Below are 25975 nucleotides of genomic sequence, written 5' to 3'. Positions count from 1 at the left end.
GGGGAATTTACAATGAAAAAAACAATGAAAGCATTATTGCCTTTAATACTGATTTTTACGTTAGTCATAACTGCATGCGGTCAAAAAAGCGATACGGGCAACGCAGGGGCTGCAGGTACAGATAATAAACAAGAGCTTAAAAAGCTGAAAGTCGGAATGGTTACTGACCTTGGCAGTGTGAATGATAAATCCTTTAACCAAAGTGCTTGGGAAGCGTTGCAGAAATTAAAGAAGGACTTTGGTTTTGAAGTGAAGTACCTGGAACCAAAAACAGATGGCGATGTTGTTCCTAACTTAAATCAATTTGTCAAAGCAAACTATGATTTAACATGGGCAACTGCCTTCACTTTAGCTGATGCAGTAACACAGCTATCCAAAGAAAATCCAGATAAGATGTTTGGAATTGTCGATTCTGACCTTGTTCTCCCGAATGTAGCCGCTATTTCTTTTAAAGAGCAAGAAGGTTCGTTCCTAGTTGGTGTTATCGCAGGTTTAACAACAAAAACAAATAAAATCGGCTTTATCGGCGGCATGGATATTCCCGTTATTAAACGATTTGAAGCGGGCTTCCGCGAAGGGATAAAAGCTGTAAATCCAGATGCAAAATTGATCGTTAACTATACAGGGCTATTCAACCGGGTAGATATGGGGAAATCTGCAGCCTCTACCATCTATAACGATGGTGCAGATATCATATTCCATGCAGCAGGACTAACAGGCAATGGTGTATTTAATGAAGCGAAGGAACGTAACAGCAAGGGCGAAAAAGTATGGGTCATTGGCGTGGATAAAGATCAATCTTTAACCTTCGGAGATGATGTTACATTAACTTCGATGATCAAAAAAGTAGATGAGGCTGTTTACCAAGCTTCAAAAAAATTAGCTGAAGGCGATTTCCCGGCGGGTAAAGTGACATTAATGGGCCTCAAAGAAAACGGAGTCGATATTGCTCCAAATTCGAAAACGAATGTAGCGCCGGAAGTTCTTGCTAAGGTCGAGGAATATCGCACGAAAATCATTAATGGCGAGATCGTCGTACCGGAAAAATAATGCGATTTCGTCCCCTCTTCTATCATTGTCCTTGATAGAGTGAGGGGACGAATATTTTGGGGAGGGTCTTATATGACTAAGACAGATGTCGTGTTAGAACTGAAAGGGATAACCAAAAGATTCCCCGGCGTAGTCGCTAACGATTCGATTAGCTTGCAGTTAAAGCGTGGAGAAATTCATGCTTTGCTCGGGGAAAATGGATCAGGGAAATCCACCCTAATGAGTATCGTATTCGGATTATATCAGCCAGACGAAGGCGAGATTCATGTAAATGGGAAGCATGAGCTGATGGATAGTCCAAACAAGGCAATTGAGCTTGGAATTGGGATGGTGCATCAGCATTTTAAATTGGTAGAGCCCTTTACGGTAACGGAAAATATCATTCTCGGCATGGAACCCAAAAAAGGGATGAAGATTGATATTAAAGGGGCAAGTAAAAAGGTTAAAGAACTATCTGAACGTTATAAGCTTGATGTTGATCCAATGGCAACCATCGAATCGATCAGTGTAGGGATGCAGCAGCGTGTAGAAATTTTAAAAACACTATACCGCGGAGCAGATATTCTAATCTTTGATGAGCCTACTGCTGTGTTAACTCCGCAAGAGATCACAGAATTACTGGCTATTATGAAGCGTCTTGTCGCTGAGGGAAAATCTATTATCCTCATTACTCATAAGCTTAAGGAAATTATGGAAATAGCAGATACTTGCACCATTATTCGGCGTGGTAAGCGGATTGAAAGTGTGGAAGTAGCATCGAGCGATGCGCAGCAATTAGCGGAAAAAATGGTCGGCAAAGAAGTTAATTTTAAAACTGCAAAAAGAGCAGCTAACCCGAAAAAAGCATTATTAGAAGTGAAAAATTTGGTGGTTACAGGCAGTAACGGCAAGGCCGCTGTTAATAATCTCAGCTTCTCCGTACGGGCAGGCGAGATTGTCGGTATTGCTGGTGTAGACGGCAATGGCCAGTCTGAGTTAATCGAAGCTTTAACGGGTATGCAAAGCATACGTTCAGGTGAAATTTGGCTGCAAGGCAAAAGCATCGCCAATCTTGCTCCGCGTACGATTTCTGAAGCGGGAATGTCACATATTCCGCAGGATCGGCATAAACATGGACTCGTTCTGGACTTTTCTGTCAGTGAAAATACAATTTTGCAAACGTATTATCAACCAGAAATAAGCAAGCATGGTTTTATTAATAAGAAAACGATGGATGACATGGCAACGCGGTTAGTGAATGAGTTCGATATACGCACACCAGGCATTGATACATTCGTTCGTTCGATGTCAGGAGGAAACCAACAAAAAATCATTATCGCACGCGAAATCGATAAAAATCCGCAGGTCTTGATTGCGGCTCAGCCCACGCGAGGGCTGGACGTAGGCGCGATTGAATTTGTGCATCAGCAGTTAATCGCAGAACGTGATCAAGGCAAGGCTGTTTTGCTGATTTCGTTTGAATTGGATGAAATACTCAATGTAGCAGACCGTATTCTGGTCCTATTCGGCGGACAAATGGTTGGAGAAACCACGCCAGAAACAACAAATGATCAGCAATTAGGAATGATGATGGCAGGCAAGCATGAAGGAGAAGGCATCCATGAATAAAATAATGAGTATTTTCAAACGGGAATCTGCACTTATCCCTCTTGTTGCCATTGTTATGGGTTTGCTATTAGGCGCCATTATTATGTGGATCGGCGGCTACGACCCAGTGCTGGCCTATAAATCGCTAATCGATAAAATATTCGGCAGCCGTTACGATTTTGGAGAAGCTATGCGTACGATTGTACCGCTTATGATGAGCGGCTTGGCCGTAGCGATCGCTTTTCGTTCTGGCATGTTTAATATTGGCGTAGACGGTCAGATTATTATGGGATCGCTCGGCGCCTTAATTGTAGGCACACAGTTTAGTCTGCCACCTGTGCTGCATGCGCTGCTGGCTGTCCTAGTTGGCGCCTTGCTTGGCGGGATGTGGGGAGCGCTAGTGGGTTATATTAAGGCAAAACGTGGTATTAATGAAGTGATCACCAGCATCATGCTTAATTTTATTGCGCTTTATTTGGCGAATTATATTATTCGGACGTTCATCCCGCAAGCAGGTACGCAACGATCTGCCTTGATTCATGAATCCGCGAGTATTCAGATTAGCTGGCTCTCTGAGCTGATGGATGGCGCACGTATCCACTGGGGATTTGTGATTGCGATTATTGCGGTAATTTTCTACCACATCTATTTAACCAAGACCACATGGGGTTATGAGCTGCGGGCAGTTGGGCTTAATTCTAATGCTGCAAAATATGCAGGAATGAAGGTTTCGAATGTTATGGTTCGTACCATGTTTATTTCAGGCGTATTTGGCGGTTTGATTGGTACCTTTGAAGTATTAGGCGTGTTCAACTATGTGGCTATCAACTCGGTTTCATCTGGTCTAGGTTTTGATGGTATAGCTGTAGCTTTGCTTGGCGGCAATAGCGCACTTGGCGTATTCCTCTCCGCGTCCCTGATTGGGGGCCTTACCTATGGTTCACAAGGCATGAGCTTTGGAGCAGAGGTGCCAGGCGAAATTATTCGGATGATTATTGCATTTATTATCTTTTTTGTAGCTGCACCAGGTATCGTTAAGTTGCTTTTCCGGACGATTAAACTAAAATCAAAGAAGAAGGTGTGACAGATGGAGGTAATTGGCAATTTACTAAATGGGACGCTCGTATTCTCAACTGCCCTTATCTTTGCTGCACTCGGTGGACTCATTTCCGAACGCTCAGGAGTCATTAATATTGGACTGGAAGGGTTTATGGTATCGGGAGCCTTCTTCTCTGCAATAACGACTCATTATGCGGAAATAGCGGGCTTTGGCGGTTTCTCCCCTTGGTTAGGCTTGCTTGGAGCCTTCCTATTTACCATTATCTTTTCTAGCATTCATGCAGTCGCCTCGATTACGTTTAAGGCCAATCAGGTTGTGAGCGGGGTTGTTATCAATATTCTCGCAGCAAGCTCAACGTTCTTTTTCGTAAAATTACTTTTTGACGGCTCAGCAGAAACACCGCTTCTAACGACTGTATTTCATAAGGTGACGATTCCTTATTTAAGCGACATTCCGTTCATTGGCAATGTGTTTTTCAATGCCTATCCGACTACGTATATTGCTATTGCATTAGTCATCGTCCTATTTTCTTATTTGTTTAAGACCTCAGGTGGACTAAGGCTTCGTTCTGTTGGTGAACATCCAAGCGCAGCAGACACGGTTGGAATAAAAGTAAATCGCACACGCTACATCGCTGTTATTTTAAGCGGATCACTTGCAGCTCTTGGCGGAGCAACGATTGTACTTACCTCAAATGGCAACTTTGCTTTTAATACCATTTCTGGACAAGGCTATATTGCGCTTGCGGCTGTTATTTTTGGAAAATGGAATCCGATTGGCGTGATGCTTGCTTCACTATTTTTTGGTTTAGCCCAAGCAGCAAAGGACCAATTGCAAATCTTTGATTTTGCTGCTAGCATTCCAAATGAGTTCTTCTATATGTTTCCATACGTCTTAACATTACTCGTTTTAATTGGAGCAGTAGGGAAAGCTCGTTCACCCAAAGCATTAGGGGAACCCTATGATGTTGGGAAACGATAAAGGTGGTTATACACTTGGGAAGTCGATTGCAGAAAATGTTCCATATTGAAAAAGAAAACACGACGGTACGTACGGAATTAGTTGCAGGAACAACTTCATTTATGACGGTTGCCTATATCATTGCGGTCAATGGCGCCATCTTGCAGCTAGCCGGCATGCCTTATGAAGCAGCAACGATTGTTACAGTAATCTGTTCTTTTATCGGTTGCATGCTGATGGCACTTTGGGCAAAATCACCGTTAATTCTCGTCCCTGGGATGGGAGACAATGCATTTTTTGTTTTCACTTTAGTATTCTCGTTAGGACTTACGTGGCAGCAAGCACTTGCAGCAGTTTTTTTGGCGGGTATTGTATTTATGTTAACTGCGGTAACGAAAGGGGCCGACTATTTATCGCGCTCGATCCCGACGTCGATGATTAACGCCATGACCGCCGGTATTGGTCTTTTTATTGCTTTTCTAGGCTTGAAAAATGGGGGGATCATCGTTGCGAGCGAAGGAACTTTCGTTACTTTGGCTAAGCTGAGTGATCCTTATGCCCTTACGACGATATTGACTTTATTGATTGCGATACCTCTTTTCATGCGAAATGTAAAAGGCAGCTTCTTAATTGCCATTATCGCAGGTACAGGCATTGGCGCGCTGCTCGGTATCGTCGATTTTTCAACTTTACGTGATTTTAGTATTTCCTTAAACGGTTACGGAGAGCTGTTTTTTGCCTTGGACTTTAGCGGGATCGGTACGCTTAATTTTTGGACAGCTGTTTTTTCGTTATCGATGGTCATTATTTTTCAAAATATGGGCGCCCAGCTTGGGATGCTTCCAGACAAGGCGAAGTTCCGCAGGTCTTTTCAGGCTAACTCTGTATCGGTAATTAGTGCAGGGCTTCTGGGTTGTAGTCCGATGACAACAGCTGCTGAGTCTGCAACAGGCATTGCATCAGGCGGGAGAACGGGGCTAACCTCATTTACAACGGGAATTTTGTTTATTCCTGCTTTGTTTCTGATTCCTCTTTTCAAAATAATCCCAAACAGTGCAATTGCACCTGTACTCATCATTGTTGGCTGCCTTATGTTCCAGAGCATTAAGGAGATTCCGTTTAATGATTTTACAGAAGCTTTTCCCGCTTATCTGATGATGGCAATTATGCCGCTATCCTTTAGTATCGCGAACGGGATTGCGTTTGGCTTCATTGCCTACCCAATTCTGAAGCTGGTCACGGGCAGAAGGAAAGAAGTATCGATAACGATGTACGTCATCGCATTTTTCTTCTTGCTTTATTTTATTTTGGGATCGATTTAAGTGTGAATTATGGAAACAGTGTAGATACGATATGTAGGATTTAAATACATCGCTAAGTAGGCAATAGGCCTTGAGCGGTGTATTTTTTTATGCTCTGAATCAACAGGGAGCTATTGCGTAAGCTAGAGTCGTATCGGCGTCTCAACAGCGCTATAATATGGATATAAGATGAATACAAAAACGATACGATACATATTCATCACCATTTGATGGTTTGTTGGTCAGATCGGCGATGAGGCTAGTCGATTTGTGCTTGGCGAGCGGAGCTGCGGGTAAAGTCTTTTCGAAAAATGATATAGAACAGAATGGGAGGATTAGCCGATGAGTGGACTGTTGGAGCGTCTTCGCAAGGGTTATGGTAAAAAGCTCGTTTCGCTGCATGCTTGGAACGGCTGGATTGTCGTAATTTTGGCATTAACCGGGCTTATACTGGTGGGCGGCTTCTGGCGCGGCGTCCTTGGGGAGGTTCGCGTTTGGATTAAGTGGGCGCATGTCGTTGTCGGTATAGCATCCATCCTGCCTGTAGTCTATTATCTGGCGCTGGCCGGCAAGCATTGGAAGCAGCTGAAGCAAAAGCCTTGGCAAAGATTTAACGTACTCGTCGTGTTAGGCTTATTGCTGGGCTGGTTCGGATCGGGCGTGCTGCTGTGGCAGTTTAGAGCCGTCGGGCCAAGCGTGTCTAATGTGGCATTAGTCATTCATGATCTCCTTACATGGGTTGGTCTTCCTTATATCATTTATCATTCCATCACGCGGGTCAAATGGCTGAAAGAGCCGAATCGCCGTACCGTCAAAAACGAGCAGAAGGAAGAGGGCGTCATCCATCCAGCGGGAGCGCCTCAGCCGGTGTATACGCGCAAAGCGTTCATTCGCGGTGCAATTGGCATAGGTTTGGCTGTTACGATCGGTCCTTCTTTTCTGAAATGGCTCGGGAACTCGCTTGGAAGTGTAGGCGGAAGCCAGAGCATCGATAAGCTGATCGAAAATGATGCAAATATGCTTTTGCCAGCGCCGGAGCCGCTGCCTGCTTCAGCCCCGCCAGCGGGTGGCGGAGCTGTTGGACAGTTCCGTGTATACACGGTAACGCCGATTCCCTCTTTTACAAATGCGGATTGGAATTTTACGATAGACGGGTTAGTCGATAAGACGTTTAAGTGGGATTGGAAACAGTTTGTGGCGCTGAAGCGAACGGTTCAGGTCAGTGATTTTCACTGTGTGACCGGTTGGTCCGTTTACAAAAACACATGGGAGGGTATTCCACTTAAAGAATTGCTGAAAATGGCGGGTGTGCAGTCCGGTGCGGAGACGGTGAAGCTTTACTCGGGTGATGGCGTATATACAGATACCCTTACACTTGAGCAGGCCGACATGGATGATGTAATGGTGGCGGTCATGCATGATGGGAAGCCGATCCCGAGTGATCTCGGCGGACCGGTTCGTCTCATTGTGCCGAAAATGTATGCCTATAAGTCCGTAAAATGGTTAAACCGAATTGAGCTGATTAAAGGCGAGCATGTGGGGTACTGGGAAGCACGTGGATATGCGAACGATGCGTGGGTGTAGTTTTTTTGTACTATTTTACAGGTAATCCAACCTCTATAATGCACGTTGGTGATATGATCAGGGTAGAAAGAAATGGTATAAACGGAGTGAATAGCTGCTATAGAATGAAATATGGTGACGGGGAAGGTGCTGTTATTGAGTAATGGGAGTATTTTGCATCAGACATTTATGTTGGAACTGGACCCGGGAGTGTATGTAAGAGGCGATATAAGAGTTAAGGAAGTTGGGGGACGAAAGCCGGTCCTCCTCTTTGTGCATGGTTTTAAAGGGTTCAAGGATTGGGCGTTCTTCCCTTATGCAGCCGGGCAATTCGCGGGTCAGGACTTTGCGGTTATCACGTTCAACTTTTCGTTTAACGGCGTTAATGAACATGATTTTGACGAGCTTGATAAGTTCGGGATGAACACCTACTCGCAGGAGCAAAAGGATTTGTCAGCTGTGCTTGCAGCCTTGCTCGAGGGCAAACTTCCGCTTGATGAACAGATGGATAAGCAGCAAATTTTCATAGTAGGGCATAGCCGCGGCGGAGGGAATAGCGTAATATTCGCAGCCGAGCATCCTGAAATTCGCGGCGTAGTAACATGGAACGGAATAGCGAAGGCCAATCTGTTTGGAGAAGAATTCCGCGAGCAGGTATTGCGGGATGGGGTAGGCTATGTGACGAATGCAAGGACAAAGCAGGAAATGCCGATTAACGCTGCGTTTTTCGAGGATTTGGATCGAAATCGAATGCGCTTCGCTATCACAGCTAAAGCGGCGTCACTTCGAACGCCTGTGTTATTCATTCAAGGAACGGGTGATGCTGGGCGATTGCTTACAGGATACTATCTGCTCCAAGCTGCTGCTCCGCAGCATCGTTTTTCACCGCTGGAAGGAGCGAACCATACTTTTGGAGCGGTGCATCCTTTTGCAGGGACGACGGATGATTTGGAGAAGGCGATTGAAATAACGGGAGCGTTTTTTGCGCTGCTGCTGCAGCGACCGTCGGAGTGATAGTGCGGAGCAGGCGGTCGTCATCCATTGCCGGAGCCGCGGGTGCTAGCAGATATTTTTGAACGGATTGGCATTGGCAATCATACGACAATTATCGCATATGACGATCAAGGCGGCGCGATGGCATCCCGTTTGCGCTGGCTGCTGCAATGGCTTGGGCATGATGGACAAGTCTATTTAATAGAAGGCGGATTCGCAGGCTGGCAAGCGGCGGGGTATCCGGTTAGCAAGGATGTCCCTTCTTTAATAGAAGGAATTAAATTTAATGTAAACGTTCGTGATGAGATGCTGGTTAGCCAAGCCGATGTAAAGGCACGAGTCGGTAAAGCTGGAACGGTGGTCATCGATTCCCGTGAAGCCCCTCGCTATCGCGGCGAAGTAGAACCACTTGATCCTAAGGCTGGACATATTCCAGGCGCGATCAATCGCTTCTGGAACGAAGGCAAACGCGCCGACGGCAGCTGGAAATCACCGGAGGAGCAGAAGCTTCGCTTCAACGGATTGTCACAAGATGATGAGATTATCGTGTACTGCGGCTCAGGCGTGACGGCTACACCGAACGTATTCGCATTGCAAGACGCAGGATTCCGCAATGTGAAGCTGTATGCGGGGAGTTGGAGTGATTGGAGTTCCAGTAAGGAGAATCCGGTTGCGGTGGGGGAAGAGTAAGAGCTGAGAGGCGTATAGTAGTATACGAGATTTGAATACATAGCCATGTGGGCTTCGTTCCTTGGGCGGTGTATTTTTGTCAACACGGAGTCAACAATCAGCTGTTGTGAATACTTTCATGAACATCGAATCGAACTTTCATGAGTATTATCGAGAATTCACCATACAGCCATTTGCATGAATATATTCAGAGGCGGTCGGTAGAACTCATCGTTCGTGTGGCTGTACAGCCTGTTTTACGTAGAATAAGACATTACTTCCTAGCATTTTTACTATAGTCAACAGCTTTCTCATCGCTATAAGACAATCAAATCAACTTTTGAACTTCAAAAGGAGGTTTCCGACAATATCTTCAGGAGGTTAGGATATTAGGAAAAAGACGTAGTTTTCAACTATACATAGGTCACATAGAATGCTATATTAAATTTGAAATAGATGAAATTTTATCCATTAAAATCATAAAGATCGTATATATAGCGTTATCGGAAAGTGCTGGAATAGTAAATTAATTAAGGAGTTACCAGACCTATGAACACAAAAGAATTCAAAAAAAATATACTTGGTTTAAGAAATGAACTTAAGAATATTACTGAAGACATCTTCTTACAGATTGTAAATTTTATGAGGAGATCCCACTAATACTAGGTCAATATTGGGAATACGAGTTGAGTTTATTGGATGAGGATTTTGAAAATGAGATTGTTAGAAGTGTTGGCTTTTTTTCTGGGAGTGGTAGTTTAAAGAATCCGAATTTATCAATAAATGATTTCTTCAGTAATAATGACAAGATTGTAAAAGAATTTTTCGCATTAGAGGAACTTGATGTCTTCGTTAATCTGATTCCACTATTAGCAAAATATAATGATTTTGTTGAGAAGGGGTATATTGTAGCATTAAATATTAATTCATTTATCGTAGGAGGAGATGAATGGCTAAGACAGGTATGCCGAGAATACATGCTAATATTCCATTTGGGTGAGGAGAAGGAGGATGCTTTGTATCTTGGTGTCCAGCAAAGTGAAAGATACAAAATAAAAATTGAAGAGACAAATCAAATTAATTACTTAATATTGCCCTTTGATAAGTGTCACTATTTTACCAATTATACTAGGATTGAGGGGTACCATGACATGAAATATTACGAATATGAAGTGGCGTTGTCCTTTGCCGGAGAAGATCGTGATTTAGTTTATGAAATTGCAGACCTACTAAAAAGATCAAATGTTCGTGTTTTTTATGATATGTATGAAACAATTTCATTATGGGGAAAAGACCTGTACACACATTTAGATGAAGTGTACAGAAAAAAATCAAAGTATTGTATCATGTTTTTATCAAAGCATTATAAAGAAAAAGTATGGACAAATCATGAGAGGGAAAGTGCACAAGCAAGAGCTTTTATGGAGAGAGAAGAATACATACTACCAATCCGATTAGATGACACAGAGATCCCAGGAATAAGACCAACTACTGGTTATATTGATGGTACTTCGTTTACCACTTCCGAAATTGCAGGATTCATTAAAAGTAAAGTTAAGGGATATTAATTTAAATATTTATGGAAATTAGCACTTTCCAATACACCTTATTTACGCATCGGGCATTTAACCTTGGTGCGGTAGAAGATTTTCGGGGGTGCGGAGGCAGTGGATACATAAAACTTAGAACGTATAGATATAAGGGAGATTCCATGAAAACATTAAATAGAGAATACACTAATCTAGTAGCATATAAAAACAGAAATTTATACAAGCTAGACGAAGACTTTGAAGCTGTTCTTAGTTCTATTCCTGGCTATGCAGATGTTGACCGTATGAATAGTTTAGTCCTTAATAATTATTTCAAAGCTGAATCAAAGGAAGAATATGATAGAACAGTTCAATTAATTCATCATTTTTATAATTTGATGAATAGAACATATCAGGATGAATTTAAAAATGCCTATACTTATATGGAATCAAGTTTTAATAATCATTAACGAATACCAAAATAAAAGTGAATTTGAAAGTTATAAAAGAAAATATAGTGGATCCTCCTTTAAAATAATGTACTCATTTATTGACCAAAATATTTGTCATATTACTCCGGATGAAATGAAAACACTCGAAACAATAGACCAAACCGTACGTGAAATTCGAAATGAAATCACGCATAATATCCAAGAAATTAATGAGTCATATGTTCTGCAAAATATTATTAAGGATAATATCAATGTTGATAAGAGTATATATAATGATTACAGAATAATTAAATTAGCAATTAATAAATTGTTTGAAATACTAGAAAGATTTAAAGAAATCACTTTAAGAATCGTGCTATCAATGAAATAAAAAAACTTACCTACAGGTACAATATTTTGACTGTAAAATAGTCACTCCCTCAACATCATCACACTGGTTAGCTTATATCCCTTTGCTTTATGCATGAAAAAATTTACTTATTAAATCATTTTAAGGTAAAATTTTACAAAAGGGGTGATTAGAGTTCTGGACTTCAAAATTCTGTGGTACTGGCGACGAAGAGAAGGCTCAAAGGCATAATAGTATGCGACTTGGAGTACATCGCAGCATGGGCGATGTACTCTTTGCGCTGTATTCAGTAGCGTCTAAAGTTAACACGGAATCAATGCTCATACCCTGAATACATTTTCAGGAAACCCGACATCGAGCGTGCGCTAGTATGCTTTCTGATGACAAATAAACAAATCAACATGTCATGCTCGTTGGAAATGAAATCAACGTAAAATCAACCATAATGGTGTGAAAATCATTGTGGTAGCCTTTACCTGGGTACGTACGAAATTGGTCTTTGAGATCTTAATCATTCTATGAATAAAGATGCTTTAACTAATTGGAAGGGAACGTTTAAGTAATAACTGTTCGAATGTTGATAAATGTTGTTCTTTTTATGTTAAACTTAAACCTAGGTAAAAATTAACAACCTTGATTTAGGAGGCATGAGATGTATATTCTTAGTTTTTCAGTAAGTTCAAAAGAAACGTATCTCTCTATTTTTAATACTCAAGATAAATCAGTAGTAACTGAAAAGTTTGTTCTACCTAATGATAATGGGGAATCATTACGTGCTTTATATAATTATCTTCAATTATTTATTAGTAGACAAAAAGATATTTCTAAAATAATAATGGAAGTTGCCTCTAATGGACAAAGAAGTCCATCTGCTGAAAGAGTTAAATCAGAAGGAATAATTGAACTAGTTATTTTTGATCTTAATCTGTTTGATAAACTATCAAAAATAAAAACACAGAAAACTAAAAAGAAATATAAAGAATTACCAGATAATTCATTGTGGGTATCATTGAATGAAACTAAATATGCTTCTAAGATACAACAAGTTATAGCATACCTTTTAATTGAGGGTTTAATATGAATAGTGAAATCTCAATGTATCAAGAAATTTTTTTGAATGAAAGAAATATTAAATTGGAAAGGCGTATTGACGAAGGATCAGGTGTTTCTTTTCAGGGTTATCATGAAAACTTCAAAAAGAAAGTATTTGTAAAATTTATTCCTAACCCATGGGATGAAGGCCAATCAATACAGTCTGAAGTAGATGCTCTTATAAATTTAAAAGATAAAAGAAATATTGTTAGTGTCTATGATGCATTTTTTGATGCAAAAACAGAATCACAGTTAGTAATAGTAACAGAGTATCTTGAAGGTAACACGTTAGATAAAGTTTGTGGACTTAATAATATTTCATTAAGACAGACACTTGATATTGCAATGGAAATATTAATTGGACTAAATGAAATTCATAATCTTGGTCTTGTACACAGAGATTTAAAACTAGAGAATATTATTTATGATGGAATAAAACCAATAATTATAGATTTAGGATCTGTTAAGGCAACAAACAGTAAAGTACATCATAACGACCCGATACCCCACCTGTATCGATCATCCGAAATATATAATAAGTCTATCTACTCAGTGAAATCTGACATTTATCAAGTTGGAGTAATAATGTATCAGTTAATTAATGGTGCATTTCCATTAGAACAGGATTTTTATGCTAGTATGCTAAAGAAAAGTGAAGTGTCTTCAAGTAAGCAACAAGACGCTGAAAAACAAATTAAAAAATTGGTAACTTCGGGTAAGTTATTAACTATCGTCCCTCAGGAACCTATTTATTGTACTAAGTTAAAGAGAGTAATTAATAATGCCATAAAGCTTAGATATAGAACACTCGATGAATTTTATAAAGAATTAACTAGACTTAAGGGAGAAATACCTGATTGGACAAAGGATAATACAACAGGTGATTATTTCTGCAAAGAATGGAAAAAGAATAAATATCGAGTAGTTCAAGTAGACACAGAATTTAAAATTTATAAACACTCAGTCCTAAGATCACGTCAAGTTAGTAATGCAAGTTCTACAGTTGAATTAAATAAGTACTTCCAAACTATATAGGAATTTCTGACTCTTCTTACTAATTAATAGTAAATAGAGTCTTTTTATATAAAGCAAGCTTTATGAGACTCTATCAGGAAGTTGATTACTTCACATAACAACAGATTTATGCTTCGGTATACGCCATCTGTCAGAAGAAGAGAAGGATAACAAAGTGGGCGCTGCTGATAAACTGCTTTTGCAGGTTCAGGAATCTACAGAACGTATATGAAATCATTTAGGGAGATATAGATATGAAGAGTATAAATTATTCTATACGAAATGTAGCATTTATAGACATTTTAGGTTTTAGTGATTTGATAAATAAATCCGGAAAACATAATACGATATTAAAAAGTATTTATGAATCACTGACGATTATGCGTGATATGAAAAACATTATCCCAGAAAATGGTGTTGATGAATTATCGCCTCAAGTATCAGTTTTTTCTGATAACATTGTTATATCGTATATTAATGATAATAGGGAGTCTGAATTTTTATTGATTCGTGATTGTATCTTTTTATATCTCTCGCTTCTGACTAAAGGAATTTTATTAAGAGGAGGTATAACTACAGGAGAGCTTTACCACGATGAAAATGTTGTGTTTGGACCCGCTTTAGTCAAAGCATATAAAATCGAAAGTAAGTTTTCAATTTACCCTAGAATTGTTGTAGATGATACTAACTATTACTCAGAGTTAAATGGTTCCTTATATAAACGAGATTTTGACGGTTTAGTTTATATTGATCCTATTAATAATCTTGATTGCGTAGGAAAAGCATTCAATGAATCTCCTTTTGAAATTCTATCTTCTATTCATGACCAGATAGTTAATAAGGAACTGACCAATGATCTGGGAATTGATTCGAAATTACTTTGGTTAAAAAACTATTCTAATAGTTGCTTTAAAAAAGAAGGGAATAAGATCATTACGCTTAACAAACCACAATATTTAATTACTCCTTTAGGAGTTAAGCCATATGAATCAAAAGATTTTACATAGTATTATTTTCCAATAGTATCGTTTTCAATCCCTCCTTGGCCTAATTGGAGATATCTGAGCAACCCTGTACAGGTAAATTCCCGTGTACCGAGCTCAGTTCCAGGACATGTAGTTAATTAAAGAAATATGAAGGTCAAGACTTTTACACAGAAAGGGTCTGAATCCCCAATTCTGCTTGTCGGCTGTCTCTGACAGGTCGGCGGCTCCGGCGCTCCGGCGCTCCGCGCAACTCGGCCACTTTAGGCTGTAACGCTGTAACCTTCTGCGCCGCCTACATTTCTCGCTCTCTGAACTATTGGTGCTGGCGTGCAAATCAATCTGAGTTTGGTGACGGCGACCTTGAGCAAGGGTGTTTCTCTCTCAGCTGCGTACATGTAATTAAGCAACACGTTAAAAGCAAGTTCATTACTCTCGATCATGTGTCTGTACTCGACTCGATTTGCCTTGCTTGAAACCATTTTCATAAGACAGATGACAGCTGGAGCGATTGGAGTTCTGACTCTAGCAACCCGGTTGCTACGGGGGAAAAGTAAGAGCTGCGAGAATTATAGCAGTGTCTAAGATTTGAGTACATCGTCATGTGGGCTGAATACTCTGTGTGATGTATTTTTTATTTTTAGAGTCAATACGGAATCAACATACAGCTGTTGAAAATACTTCCATTAATGGTCGAACCGAGCATGTGATACATCGTACATCCCTTTGTATGTACAAAAAAAGGTCGGCAGCCCTCCTCTTTTGAGTGGCTTGCCAGTCTAATTATTAATAAATACATTTATGCTTGAGGATATAGTACGGATGTGAGTCATGAATATTTGTTGTTTTAAGAGCAGATCAACAGAGAGTTAACATGTGGTCAATTCTTACAATAAACATGAGTTATTTAAAAAGTTCTAAATAAGCCATTTTGTATTTTCTTTTTCGACTTTCATCTTTTCATGTTTTAATTGTTCGTCATACGGGGCGAGAGGTAATGCTCGCTCTAAAAATTTTGAAGTAAACTGAATAGGATTTAATATAGCGTTTCTAATACTTTTAATTTTGATTTTCTTATAGCCTAAAATCTTTATCGCACCCACGCTGGGAATAACTAGATGATATTCAAAAATTAGTTTTTCTCCTGAAATTGATTCCCAATACAGCAGCACCTTGTTTCCAATCTTGATATTTTCATCAGTTAGTTTGAATATAATTGTTTTGTTTGGTTCAATTTCAAAATTATCGCTTTCTAATTCAATATAATGTTCTTTAAAGATCTCAAGAATATATGCAGCTGTATAATTGTAGTTATCTGTTAATTCTTTCTTAATAGAGTGACTTTCCATGAAAAATTTTATATTTATTGCTGTTCCCGGACCATAATTTTTTACCGATATATTTGTATCTTTGCTTCTATCAATCTTTGTTGGTCTTAAAAAAGTCTTTTGTGAAGTATGAATCATTTTAAATGTTGCAACCACATAAGTGATGGTGACAACGAGTAGAATGAAAGAAGTTATCGTTTGAATTGCAACTCCATAATCTTGAAAAAAATCAACAAATCTCTCTTTCAATTTATCACCTCAATGCTAACGCCTTCAGTTTCCATATATTAACTATACCATTTTGCAATTTTATTGAATAGTTAAAGCTATCTACAAAAAAGGGAAAAAAATGCTGACATTCAATCCGATGACTGTTATAAACGAAAAAAATGTATGTGGAATTTTAGCTATGAGGAGGTCACAATGTCTAGTAGAAAATTATTCTTCTAGCCGTTGTGGTGTTATAAATTTACAATTAGTGTACGTTTTTATGCTCTTCATTAAATTTTACAAACCTCTCAATATAAAAAAAGAAAGGCCGGCAGTCCCACCTCATGCGAGTGGCTGTTCCGGCCTCTACTTCGTGTTGTCTGATAAAGTAAAGGTTTTTTTGTAAGATTCGAATTCAACATGTTTATAAGGGTCTTGGATAGATGTTATTAAGGATATTAATGAAAGTTATAAGCAGAATAAGGTTAGTCTTTAACTACCCATTACACTATATTCATATAACGCTCGATTCTGTTCTTGTATCGCAAGAAATGATTCACGTAAGTGCTCTACGCGGATATATATAGGTGTATTTCCTGTTATATCGAAAATGAATTTAAATTTTAGAGATATTTAAGGGAGTAATTTGAGGAGGTCAGGGCAGTAGAGGAAGATTACCTAAGTTATGAATTAACCTTTAGACTTGATAAAATAATAAAGCATGTTGTAAAATTATGCAATCTATGGAACCCGTCTATTATGCTTAAAGAGAGGAGAAGATCATGAAAGAAAGATTTAGTAATTTCTTTGATAGGATAATTAATTATTATAATTGGTTTTTACAGAAAGGCAGATTTACAGCAACAAGAATCGCAGACATTTTATATATATTAATTGTAATTATGATCATCTTATATGTGATTATTGGTAAAAATCAGTATATGATGAAATTGTTTGGGAGTGTCTTTGGAATGTTAATATTTTTCATGTTATTTTTAATTTCATTTAAGTCATATTGGATAAGACCACCTAAATTCATAAGAAAAAATAGTGACGATGTTAGCGCTTTTCTCAATACCTTTAGCCATTCGTCCTATCTTTATGGTCTTACTATCTTTACATTTTTTCTTACAATTATGCTAAGTGGGTTGCTTTTAATGTTTTCAAGCTTATTTGTCGGCATTACTATTAATTGGAGTATTCTGTTTTTGAATATACTATTTTTGTCAATGTCCTTGTTCACAATGTTATATTTCATGTTCCATATTTCTAGAAATAATATTTCGCTTAAGTTAGCAAAGGCTAGAATTTCATTTTATTTATTTTGTTCAGGGTGTATTACTGCAGGGCTATTTGGTACGTCATTCAGAGAAGCTCTCACACCTTTTCTTTCGTATGTTGGAATTGGATATCTAGGATTAAGATACCTAATAGACAAGATTGATAGTGAAAATGAAATAGTCAAATCAAAATAATATTGTAATGGGAGGAATAAAGCCCACTATGTCCCAACAGTAAAAGTCGAGGAAGGGGAAATTGGGACACGAAAACATCACTATTCCTTTGACTTTTCAAAACTTTTTATATTTATGTAATTAATAATTTATTACAAATCAGTTTCAAAACAAATCTGACAGCTGGAGCGATTGGAGTTCTGTGGAGGGGAATCCGGTTGCGGTGGGGGACGAAGCAAACCCAAGGAAGGTATAACAGTAGCTTAACGACAAATAAGCCGCCATGTAGCCCGAGGGTCATGGCGGCTTATTGTTTATATCCGAATTCAACCTCAAGTCAATAACGCCGTTCTGACATTTGCCTTGAAAGTACTTACGTAATTATAGGAAAGTAACCTTGACTACATCCCTGCCGATGAGAGTCCCCCAACGGTAATAAACCGATGCATCAATATTGTAAGTTCCGCCTGACAGCAAGAGCTTTGTACTATTTGTTAACGTATGATGAATGTCGTATCCGCTGGTCGGCACGTTGAGCAAACCCGAATAGTAGGTCCTTGATCCGTTGTTTATCTCCTGTATTCGGAACTCGTACTGGTAACCTCCGGTCGGCTTCGTAATACCGATATAATTCGGAACCGCGCCGAAGCTATTCGGATACGGGTTAGACACATAAACCCCATTGGCCGCGCTCGCTTGGGAAGCGATCCCGAGCAGCAAACCGATGACCATAACTAGTGAAAATATCTTCTTCATAATACATTCATTCTGGTAAGGTTCATCTTACCCGATCCGGCCGAAAAGGGTATGTACCTTTGCAGAGAGCTCTCGCAGTGGATATATCATCATTTAGCAGAAGTAACTATATTTAGAATTTTGAATTGTATGTCTATTTTTATCGGAATTTTGTTCTATTAAAAGGAGGTTACCTATCTTGGGCAACCTCTTATATATGCTTGGCTTTACAGCGATTCGCCGTTCAGGTACCCAATGAGTGCATAGGTTAGTGAAAGCGAGCCCCTTGTGGTAAATATCCAGTGTAATCTGACAGCTGGAATGATTGGAGTTCTAATAGTGGGAATCCGGTTGCGGTGGGGGACGAGTAAAAGCGTAAAGATACATAGCAGTATATAAAGTTTGAATACATCACTATGCGGTTTGTATACCTTGGTGGTGTATTTTTAATGGTTCGAAGGTCAACACGAAATCAATTACCAACTTCAAAAAGTATTTACATCGTGTAGATTGTCTTCATTTATGCAGTATTACAATTTTTTGAAATACTCGAGCAAAGAGTTACATTGAATCAACAAATGAAAGTTGTTAAGGGAAATTCAACAAAAATTCAACATCTAGATTTGAAGATTAACTGCGGTGAACCGTATCACAAATAGGGCGAAAACAGCCTGCGAAATATCAATATCGTCGAATGACATGCCTTGTTCATTCTTTTTTTATCCGAATTGAATAACTAAAATTCTCCAAGTATGTATTGCTATATAATAGACATAAAGACATCTCTCTCGTCCGTTTCTCTGCTATGTTTACTGTGGTAAGTTATGGAAAAGTCTTTACTAAATGTCTTAAAAGAAAATGACTAGGGGAGAAATACTTCTTGGAAACTCACTCATCCAAATATCAAATGAAAAAGAGCTATATTATATTATTGCTAGTGATGATATTAGTTGTTTTAACCGGTTTGCGCATTTTATGGATGGGAACGTTTCATGATTCAAAACAGGCGTCAATTCATAATGGGCAAATCGATTTGCGCAATTGGAATGCAGAAGATGGTAGTATTCTCTTACTTGATGGGGAATGGGAGTTTTATCCCTCGCAATGGTTAATAGATGCTAGTCGGAAACAATTGTTAGGTGATAATGCGCCAATGCATATTCAGGTACCGGGAGGATGGAGTGAAGCTTTGCATGCTGACAAGCCATCTCCATACGGGTATGGTTCTTATCGTTTGCGTCTTTATGTAGACCCGGCAAAGAACCTTAATTATAGTATTCGTGTACTCAGCGTACGCACTGCATCAGAATTATATGTAAACGGTCGATTGCTAACTAAATCCGGACAGGTGGCGACAACAAAGGATGAATATATTTCGAAGGACCTACCTTATTCTACAACCTTTACAGCAGACGAAAACGGTGTAATCGAACTCGTCATTCAAGCGGCAAATTATGTGGATGGTCGAAGCGGGGGCATTGTCCGATCCATTAAATTTGGTTCAGAAGAAGCCATTGCCAAAGAGATGAAAGCTTCCGTTTCCATGCAGTTTTTGGCAGCGATTATATTTATTATGCATGCAGTCTATGCACTTATTTTGTATTTACTAGGAAATAAGGAAATGAAGCTGCTTTATTTCAGTTTGCTTGCATTATGTGTAACGATCACGAGTGTATTTAGTGTTGATGAGAAGTTGTTCCACCAAATATTTTATATTGGAAGTGTTTGGGATTTTCGGATAACGAATATTGCTCTCATTATGGCAGCCTATGCTTTGCTCGAGTGTACGAATCATCGCGAGCTTCCATATTGGCGTAGGATGTACCCTGTCTATAAAGTAATGAATCTAGGGACTGTCGGCATCACTTTGTTTTTAGATCCATCTCAAGTGATTATGCTCTTTCCCGTTTATTATCTATTAATTGGTATTGCTGCAATTATCACGTTGATTACAATGTTTAAAAAAGTAATCAAAGGTTTAAAGAGCAATCTTTTACTGCTTTTCTCTTTACTTGCGTTGATGAACCATTCTCTTTGGTCGTTTATCTTGATAGATAGTAGTTTGAGTCTTGTCTACTATCCGTTCGATATGATTATTGCGATGGGTTGTTTAGCCTCTGAATGGTTTAAGCGATACTTTATCATGCATTCGAACACCAAAGAGCTTGCTGCAACCTTGCAAAGAATGAATGACCATAAGGATCAATTTCTGGCAAACACATCGCATGAATTTAAAAATCCGCTGCATAGCATGCTTAACATGTCACAATCCGTTTTAAAAAGGGAACAGCATTTATTGCAGGAACGGAGCATTAAGGAGCTCGAAACGGTATTATCCGTAGGACGTCGGTTGACATTGATATTGAACGATTTGATTGATGTGATGAGTTTACGGGAAGGCAATCCGCGTCTTCAGAAAAGAGCCGTATTTATCCAGTCAATCGTAACCGGAGTAATGAATATGCTGCAATTTAATGCAGAAGTAAAGTCTGTCCAAATTGCAAATCAGATTTCGGAAGATTTCCCTCCAGTAATTGCGGATGAGAATAGGGTGATCCAAATCGTGTTCAATTTACTTCATAATGCAGTGAAATATACGAATGATGGGGTTGTTTCGATTCAAGCTTTTGCAAAGGATGGACGAGCTTATATCGTTATTACCGATACCGGAATCGGAATGGACGAGGACATGCTTAAGCGCCTATTCCGCCCATACGAGCAAGCGAGCGCGAGTGAGACCATGATTGAAGGTGGCTTTGGGTTAGGTTTAAGTATAAGCAAGCAACTGGTTGAGCTTCATGGAGGTGCGTTAGATGTGTCCTCTGCTTTAGGAGAAGGCTCAACATTTACGTTTTCATTAAAGCTAGCAGACTTGAAAGCGGAAGAAGAAAATGATGTATCCAACTCAATCAAACCATATACGTTACAATCTATGGCGATTCAAGAAATTGCCTCCTCGGTCGATTTGGACAAAGTGGGAATCCCGCAAGCTGCGAAACAACCAACTTTACTAAAAATGGATCACGATCGTCCGCACCTATTAATTGTTGATGATGATCCTATCAATCTTCAAGTGCTTGAATCCATACTACCGCCAGACGAATATGAGGTAACGATGGCAACGAGCGGTAAAGAAGCGTTGGCTTTACTGGATACAAAGGAATGGGATCTGGTCATCTCCGATATCATGATGCCACAGATGTCCGGTTATGAGCTGACGCGTTTGATCCGCGAGCGGTTTACACTCACGGAGCTCCCTGTATTGCTCCTTACCGCAAGAAGCCAACCGAAAGACATTCAGAGCGGTTTTATTGCGGGGGCTAACGATTATGTGACGAAGCCAGTGGAAGCAATAGAAATAAAATCGCGAATCGAGGCGCTAACTACGATTAAACATTCTGTTCGGGAACAACTGCGATTAGAAGCTGCATGGCTGCAAGCGCAAATCCAGCCTCATTTTTTATTTAATGCGTTGAATGCTGTAACAGCTCTAAGCGATATTAATTTGGATAAGATGCGCAATTTGCTCAATGAGTTCAGCAATTATCTGAGGAATAAATTTAAATTTCAAAATATGGATGGGCTTGTTCCGATCGAAGAGGAGCTAAGTCTGGTGCGTTCTTATCTATATATTGAAAAGGTTCGGTTTGAAGAAAGGTTACAGGTTATTTGGGAGATAGATGGCTGCGAGGAAATAAAAGTCCCATTTATTACGATCCAGCCTCTCGTTGAAAATGCGATAATACATGGTGTTATGAAGCGCATTCGTGGGGGAAAGATTTTTATTCGGATTTCTGTCTATGAGACGCATGTAGAGATAACCGTTGAAGACGATGGGGTTGGAATGGACGAAGTTCAATTGCAACGAATATTAGAAAGAAAAGCAAATAGTTCAGGTGTCGGATTGATAAATACGGATCAGCGATTAAAACGGCACTTCGGAACAGGACTTCATATCAAAAGTACATTAGGTATAGGGACAAAGGTTACTTTTCATGTATATAACAGGTTGAATAGCGGGGATAAAGCTAGCCTAGGTGATAAATAAGTGATTTAAAGAGGAGCATCCTTGGCTGCTCCTTTAGTAATGTTCGCCGATAGACCCGTTAAGCTGAACCGTATCATAAGTAACTCCGTTGGCTATTCGTCAGGAGGTATTCACGCCTTATCATTATTTGATCAAGGAGCGAGATATGATGAATAAGGTACATTTACAACCGGCAGAGATCAAAGTCGAGTTCATTCCGGCGCTTTTATAAGGACAGTTGAGGAGGTAGCATGGAACTTTGACCCCCGCCCAGGGATGGGAATACAAATCAATTGTAGTTGATTGTAAACAGTGTTACTCTAACAAAGGTAAACTCAAAATCTATGTTTTGCAATAAATCTAATAATAGTCACTATTTTAGTTATAAGAAAGGTAATACTATGATAAAAGTTGATAACTTATCCTTCTCATTTCCGCAAAAAGAACTATATAATAACATTTCATTTACGTTAGAAGAGGCACAACATTGCGCTTTTATAGGAACAAGTGGCAGTGGGAAAAGTACATTGATAGATATACTGATGGATCCAGAAAGATATATGTTCGAGGGCATATTAGAAATAGATCCGACTTGCAAAATAGGGTATGTAAGTCAATTCTCACAACTAGACAAAACGAAAGAAACAACAGTTTTTGAATATATAGGGGAAAAATTTATTAAGATACAAAATGAAATAACATCTATTTGTACTGAAATGGAAACATCATCGGATATTGATTCGTTATTAGAACAGTATCAATTAGCTTTAGACGCATTTGATGCAATCGGTGGGGATGATTTTGAAAGCAACATTAATAAGAAACTAAATCAAGCAAACCTCATGAAGCTAAAAGATATTAGGGTATCTGACCTGAGTGGTGGAGAATTCAAACTTATTCAAGTGATGAAGGAAATGCTTAATAGTCCAGACTTAATGATTATGGACGAACCAGATGTATTTTTAGACTTTGAAAACCTAAATGCGCTTAAAAATCTTATTAATTCTCACAAAGGAATACTGCTAGTTGTTACGCACAACCGATATCTATTGAATCATTGTTTCAACAAAATTATACACCTTGAAAACACGGAAATCCAAGAGTTTGATGGGCGATATATTGATTATAACTTCTCATTACTTCAGACTAAAGTTGAGTTGCAAGAACTCGCAATCGCTGATGATGAAGAAATTAAGAGAAACGATAAAACAATCGTTAATCTTAGAGTTATCGCAACTTATAATTCACATGCATCTAGAGGGAAAGCGTTAAAAGCTAGAGTTAGGTTTCAAGAAAGATTGGAAGCGCGTAGAATTAAAATGCCATTTGTTGCTATTAAGCAACCGAATATTAGTTTTGGTATTAATAATGAAATTGAAGACACCATTGTTGTTAATGTTAATAATTATAGTGTTGCCTTTGATGAGTTGCTTTTAGACAATGTTAACTTTGAGATAAAATCTACTGATAAAGTAGCCATTATTGGTGCGAACGGTACCGGGAAAACGACCTTACTCAGAGATATCTTTAAAAATAATCATGAATCAATTGAAATAAATACTGATGTTAAAGTGGCTTATTTAAGTCAGATTCAAGGCGAAATGCTAAAGGATTCTAATACCATACTAGAAGAATTCATCGATGCTGGGTTTAAAACGTATGATGAGGTTAGATTGTATCTTTCAAACTATGGTTTTGAAGGAGAAATCGTTAATCAAAAGATAGAAGCTTTATCTGGTGGAGAAAAAAACTTGCTTCAAATAGCTAAAGTTTCAGCCAGTAAAGCAAACGTATTGCTTCTTGATGAACCGACAAGCCATTTAGACACCTATACACAAATCGCACTGGAGAAAGCCATTGAAGACTATAAAGGCGCGATTCTCATGATTTCTCACGATTTCTATACTGTTGTAAATGGTATGGATTATGTTTTAATCATTGACGATAAGTCGATTAAAAAAATGAGTATGCCAGAATTTAGACAGATGATTTATGCTAGTCATTTTGATAAAGGCTATCTAGAAGCTGAACAAAATAAAAAATCAGTTGAAATGAAAATAGAATTGGCTTTGAAAGATACTAATTTTGAACTTGCAAAAGTATTGGTTGATGAGCTAGAAGAGCTGATTAAGTTGCTTTAAAATCTTGATGGAAAAATATCAATGCAGTAAAAAAGACACTGATGAATAGAATCTCAGTGTCTTTTTAGTGTATTGATTTCTTGATAGCTCTTGCCGTGGTCAAAATTAGGAAGGTAGCGTAATTCCGACCTTATTAAAGCAGAAGTAACGATAAACAAACATTCTTTCGCGTATTGTGAATAAGATGATGAATGATGCAACAGCCGTATGGTTGAATAAGCCCCAGCCTCCTCATGCCATGCCAGTTAAAGGCACTGTACGATGTTGTACGAACGAAGCGCTATGGGATACTTTTGCGGGAGAGCTCGCAGTTTCAAAGCGTTAACTATTAGGGCAGGAGAAAGGGGCACGTTTGATGGAAGGGTCAGATCTTAGTCAGGGAAAGAAAAGGATTATAACGAGGATAAGAGGTTACTTGATGGTGGCGGCAATTATCGTTTCGTTACTGACATTCGGATCTTCGTCATTTGCCGGATTAGATCAACAAGGCAACACCCAATTGGTCGTGACTTATAATACGAACGGCGGATCAACGATTCCCCCTGAATTTGTGTCACCCGGAGGTAAGGTGTTTTTTCAACAAACTCCGGTGAAGGCGTGCAATAGCTTCGAGGGCTGGTTCTACGATAGTGCGCTGACGAAAGCCTACAATACGTCAGATTTAATCAATAATGACCTAACGCTGTATGCGAAATGGGCGGCCACAAGTGCAGACGCGCAGTGCGGGACAGCTACATTGACTTCGTCGATCGGTAAGGTGAGCGTCGGCGGGACGGTAAATGAGACGATTATTGTCGGAAGTGACGTAAAGCTAGCCGCGTTAAAGGCCGCAATCACGCCGTCAGCGAATGCATCGTTCGAGATCTACAATGCAGACGGAATAACGAAAGCGACGACACTCGCGACGGGCATGAAGATCATCGTAACCGCGCAAACGGGTGCGAATAAGGTAACGTACACGATAACGGTGAGTTCTCCGAACTTAGCGTTAAATAGCCCTGTGACGGTCGGAAGCACGTGTATCGCCTCGCAAAATGCGGCCAAAGCCGTGGACGGCAGCGTAACCAATGACAGCAAATGGTGCTCCTTGTCTAGCAACCGTTGGCTGCGCATCGGAAGGCGGAGAGCCAACCTCCTATAACACGAAGGCATATAATATCCAGGTCAGTACCGATGGTACCAACTGGAAAACGATAGTCAACGTAACCAATAATACAAGCGGCGTTACGGTAGACAATATACTGGATGCGCAGGCAAGGTACATCAGATTGAATGTCACGACGCCTACACAAACTTCAGATTCTTCGGCAAGAATATATGAGTTCGAGATATATGAGCGTCAAAACTTGGCATTAAATAAACCCGCGAAGACGGACAGCACGTGCAACGCCTTGCAGACGGCGGCCAAAGCCGTGGACGGCAGCGTAACCAATGACAGCAAATGGTGCTCCTTGTCTAGCAACCGTTGGCTGCAGATC

22 protein-coding genes are annotated in these 25975 nt (G+C 39.4%); 19 read left to right on the top strand and 3 right to left on the bottom strand.

The genetic code is table 11. The annotated features are described in order from the left end of the window. The first annotated feature begins 12 nt into the window (after nucleotides 1-12). The 14 genes from BK120_RS32550 (at nucleotide 13) to BK120_RS32485 (ending at nucleotide 14626) form a co-directional block, all read left to right on the top strand. Nucleotides 13-1050: a BMP family lipoprotein gene (locus BK120_RS32550; protein ID WP_076271625.1), complete on the top strand. Its 1038-nt coding sequence runs from the start codon at nucleotides 13-15 to the stop codon at nucleotides 1048-1050. Between the two features lie 72 nt (nucleotides 1051-1122). Then, nucleotides 1123-2658 carry an ABC transporter ATP-binding protein gene (locus BK120_RS32545; protein WP_076271624.1) on the top strand — a complete coding sequence of 512 codons (1536 nt, stop codon included), beginning with the start codon at nucleotides 1123-1125 and terminating at the stop codon, nucleotides 2656-2658. Continuing rightward, entirely contained in the window at nucleotides 2651-3721 is a 1071-nt protein-coding gene (locus BK120_RS32540) for an ABC transporter permease (RefSeq protein ID WP_076271623.1), read from the top strand. The genes BK120_RS32545 and BK120_RS32540 overlap by 8 nt, the downstream gene beginning before the upstream one ends. Nucleotides 3722-3724: 3 nt before the next feature. After that, complete coding sequence (locus tag BK120_RS32535; RefSeq protein WP_076271622.1) at nucleotides 3725-4678, top strand: ABC transporter permease; 954 nt, start codon at nucleotides 3725-3727, stop codon at nucleotides 4676-4678. A 14-nt stretch (nucleotides 4679-4692) separates the two neighbouring features. After that, entirely contained in the window at nucleotides 4693-5979 is a 1287-nt protein-coding gene (locus tag BK120_RS32530) for an NCS2 family permease (protein ID WP_144376914.1), read from the top strand. A gap of 321 nt (nucleotides 5980-6300) precedes the next feature. Then, nucleotides 6301-7542, top strand: a complete 1242-nt coding sequence (locus BK120_RS32525; protein WP_076271621.1) for a molybdopterin-dependent oxidoreductase — start codon at nucleotides 6301-6303, stop codon at nucleotides 7540-7542. A gap of 135 nt (nucleotides 7543-7677) precedes the next feature. Continuing rightward, nucleotides 7678-8535 carry an alpha/beta hydrolase family protein gene (locus BK120_RS32520; RefSeq protein WP_256711092.1) on the top strand — a complete coding sequence of 286 codons (858 nt, stop codon included), beginning with the start codon at nucleotides 7678-7680 and terminating at the stop codon, nucleotides 8533-8535. Nucleotides 8536-8562: 27 nt separating this feature from the next. Then, nucleotides 8563-9204 (top strand): sulfurtransferase, encoded by a 642-nt coding sequence (locus BK120_RS32515; RefSeq protein WP_076271619.1) that lies wholly within the window; start codon nucleotides 8563-8565, stop codon nucleotides 9202-9204. A gap of 674 nt (nucleotides 9205-9878) precedes the next feature. After that, nucleotides 9879-10751 carry a toll/interleukin-1 receptor domain-containing protein gene (locus BK120_RS35775; protein ID WP_076271618.1) on the top strand — a complete coding sequence of 291 codons (873 nt, stop codon included), beginning with the start codon at nucleotides 9879-9881 and terminating at the stop codon, nucleotides 10749-10751. Between the two features lie 143 nt (nucleotides 10752-10894). After that, nucleotides 10895-11182 (top strand): hypothetical protein, encoded by a 288-nt coding sequence (locus BK120_RS32505; protein ID WP_076271617.1) that lies wholly within the window; start codon nucleotides 10895-10897, stop codon nucleotides 11180-11182. Beyond that, complete coding sequence (locus tag BK120_RS32500) at nucleotides 11142-11534, top strand: hypothetical protein (RefSeq protein WP_076271616.1); 393 nt, start codon at nucleotides 11142-11144, stop codon at nucleotides 11532-11534. Before BK120_RS32505 ends, BK120_RS32500 begins: the two co-directional genes overlap by 41 nt. A gap of 631 nt (nucleotides 11535-12165) precedes the next feature. After that, the gene (locus BK120_RS32495; protein WP_076271615.1) at nucleotides 12166-12594 is read left to right on the top strand and encodes a hypothetical protein; all 429 of its coding nucleotides are present in this window, start codon (nucleotides 12166-12168) and stop codon (nucleotides 12592-12594) included. Next, a complete protein-coding gene (locus BK120_RS32490) occupies nucleotides 12591-13640 on the top strand; it encodes a protein kinase domain-containing protein (RefSeq protein ID WP_076271614.1) in 1050 nt (349 codons plus the stop codon). The genes BK120_RS32495 and BK120_RS32490 overlap by 4 nt, the downstream gene beginning before the upstream one ends. Before the next feature lie 233 nt (nucleotides 13641-13873). Beyond that, nucleotides 13874-14626: a hypothetical protein gene (locus BK120_RS32485; RefSeq protein WP_076271613.1), complete on the top strand. Its 753-nt coding sequence runs from the start codon at nucleotides 13874-13876 to the stop codon at nucleotides 14624-14626. A 239-nt stretch (nucleotides 14627-14865) separates the two neighbouring features. On the opposite strand, the gene BK120_RS35635 is transcribed toward BK120_RS32485, so the two are convergent. Together BK120_RS35635 and BK120_RS32475 are read right to left on the bottom strand one after the other, a co-directional pair. Next, nucleotides 14866-15045, bottom strand: coding sequence for a hypothetical protein (locus tag BK120_RS35635; RefSeq protein WP_179089945.1), 180 nt, complete (start codon nucleotides 15043-15045; stop codon nucleotides 14866-14868). Nucleotides 15046-15519: 474 nt separating this feature from the next. Beyond that, nucleotides 15520-16179 (bottom strand): hypothetical protein, encoded by a 660-nt coding sequence (locus BK120_RS32475; protein ID WP_076271611.1) that lies wholly within the window; start codon nucleotides 16177-16179, stop codon nucleotides 15520-15522. 743 nt (nucleotides 16180-16922) lie between these two features. Here BK120_RS32475 and BK120_RS32470 point away from each other — a divergent pair. Continuing rightward, entirely contained in the window at nucleotides 16923-17615 is a 693-nt protein-coding gene (locus tag BK120_RS32470) for a hypothetical protein (protein WP_076271610.1), read from the top strand. 360 nt (nucleotides 17616-17975) lie between these two features. Here the strand turns inward: BK120_RS32470 and BK120_RS32465 are convergent, their stop codons facing one another. Beyond that, nucleotides 17976-18350, bottom strand: coding sequence for a hypothetical protein (locus BK120_RS32465; RefSeq protein WP_144376913.1), 375 nt, complete (start codon nucleotides 18348-18350; stop codon nucleotides 17976-17978). A gap of 886 nt (nucleotides 18351-19236) precedes the next feature. Between BK120_RS32465 and BK120_RS32460 the strand changes: the two genes are divergently transcribed. The 4 genes from BK120_RS32460 to BK120_RS35060 all read left to right on the top strand — a co-directional run. Continuing rightward, a complete protein-coding gene (locus BK120_RS32460) occupies nucleotides 19237-22377 on the top strand; it encodes a hybrid sensor histidine kinase/response regulator (RefSeq protein ID WP_076271636.1) in 3141 nt (1046 codons plus the stop codon). Between the two features lie 380 nt (nucleotides 22378-22757). Then, nucleotides 22758-24497, top strand: a complete 1740-nt coding sequence (locus BK120_RS32455) for an ABC-F family ATP-binding cassette domain-containing protein (RefSeq protein ID WP_076271608.1) — start codon at nucleotides 22758-22760, stop codon at nucleotides 24495-24497. Nucleotides 24498-24915: 418 nt separating this feature from the next. Next, complete coding sequence (locus BK120_RS32450) at nucleotides 24916-25638, top strand: InlB B-repeat-containing protein (protein WP_076271607.1); 723 nt, start codon at nucleotides 24916-24918, stop codon at nucleotides 25636-25638. Then, a partial coding sequence (locus BK120_RS35060) for a discoidin domain-containing protein (RefSeq protein ID WP_144376911.1) occupies nucleotides 25565-25975 on the top strand: 411 nt, incomplete at its 3' end. The genes BK120_RS32450 and BK120_RS35060, both read left to right, overlap by 74 nt.

The organism is Paenibacillus sp. FSL A5-0031 (genome assembly GCF_001956295.1).
Taxonomy (GTDB): Bacteria; Bacillota; Bacilli; order Paenibacillales; family Paenibacillaceae; genus Pristimantibacillus.
The sequence above is the reverse complement of the archived record's forward strand: the minus strand, read 5'-3'. Positions and strand labels throughout refer to the sequence as shown.

Excerpts from the sequence above, each read along its gene's own strand:
- BK120_RS32550 (WP_076271625.1), top strand. The coding sequence starts at position 13 with ATGAAAAAAACAATGAAAGCATTATTGCCTTTAATACTGATTTTTACG.
- BK120_RS32545 (WP_076271624.1), top strand. The coding sequence starts at position 1,123 with ATGACTAAGACAGATGTCGTGTTAGAACTGAAAGGGATAACCAAAAGA.
- BK120_RS32540 (WP_076271623.1), top strand. The coding sequence starts at position 2,651 with ATGAATAAAATAATGAGTATTTTCAAACGGGAATCTGCACTTATCCCT.
- BK120_RS32535 (WP_076271622.1), top strand. The coding sequence starts at position 3,725 with ATGGAGGTAATTGGCAATTTACTAAATGGGACGCTCGTATTCTCAACT.
- BK120_RS32525 (WP_076271621.1), top strand. The coding sequence starts at position 6,301 with ATGAGTGGACTGTTGGAGCGTCTTCGCAAGGGTTATGGTAAAAAGCTC.
- BK120_RS32505 (WP_076271617.1), top strand. The coding sequence starts at position 10,895 with ATGAAAACATTAAATAGAGAATACACTAATCTAGTAGCATATAAAAAC.
- BK120_RS32500 (WP_076271616.1), top strand. The coding sequence starts at position 11,142 with ATGCCTATACTTATATGGAATCAAGTTTTAATAATCATTAACGAATAC.
- BK120_RS32495 (WP_076271615.1), top strand. The coding sequence starts at position 12,166 with ATGTATATTCTTAGTTTTTCAGTAAGTTCAAAAGAAACGTATCTCTCT.
- BK120_RS32490 (WP_076271614.1), top strand. The coding sequence starts at position 12,591 with ATGAATAGTGAAATCTCAATGTATCAAGAAATTTTTTTGAATGAAAGA.
- BK120_RS32485 (WP_076271613.1), top strand. The coding sequence starts at position 13,874 with ATGAAGAGTATAAATTATTCTATACGAAATGTAGCATTTATAGACATT.
- BK120_RS35635 (WP_179089945.1), bottom strand. The coding sequence starts at position 15,045 with ATGATCGAGAGTAATGAACTTGCTTTTAACGTGTTGCTTAATTACATG.
- BK120_RS32470 (WP_076271610.1), top strand. The coding sequence starts at position 16,923 with ATGAAAGAAAGATTTAGTAATTTCTTTGATAGGATAATTAATTATTAT.
- BK120_RS32465 (WP_144376913.1), bottom strand. The coding sequence starts at position 18,350 with ATGAAGAAGATATTTTCACTAGTTATGGTCATCGGTTTGCTGCTCGGG.
- BK120_RS32460 (WP_076271636.1), top strand. The coding sequence starts at position 19,237 with ATGAAAAAGAGCTATATTATATTATTGCTAGTGATGATATTAGTTGTT.
- BK120_RS32455 (WP_076271608.1), top strand. The coding sequence starts at position 22,758 with ATGATAAAAGTTGATAACTTATCCTTCTCATTTCCGCAAAAAGAACTA.
- BK120_RS32450 (WP_076271607.1), top strand. The coding sequence starts at position 24,916 with ATGGTGGCGGCAATTATCGTTTCGTTACTGACATTCGGATCTTCGTCA.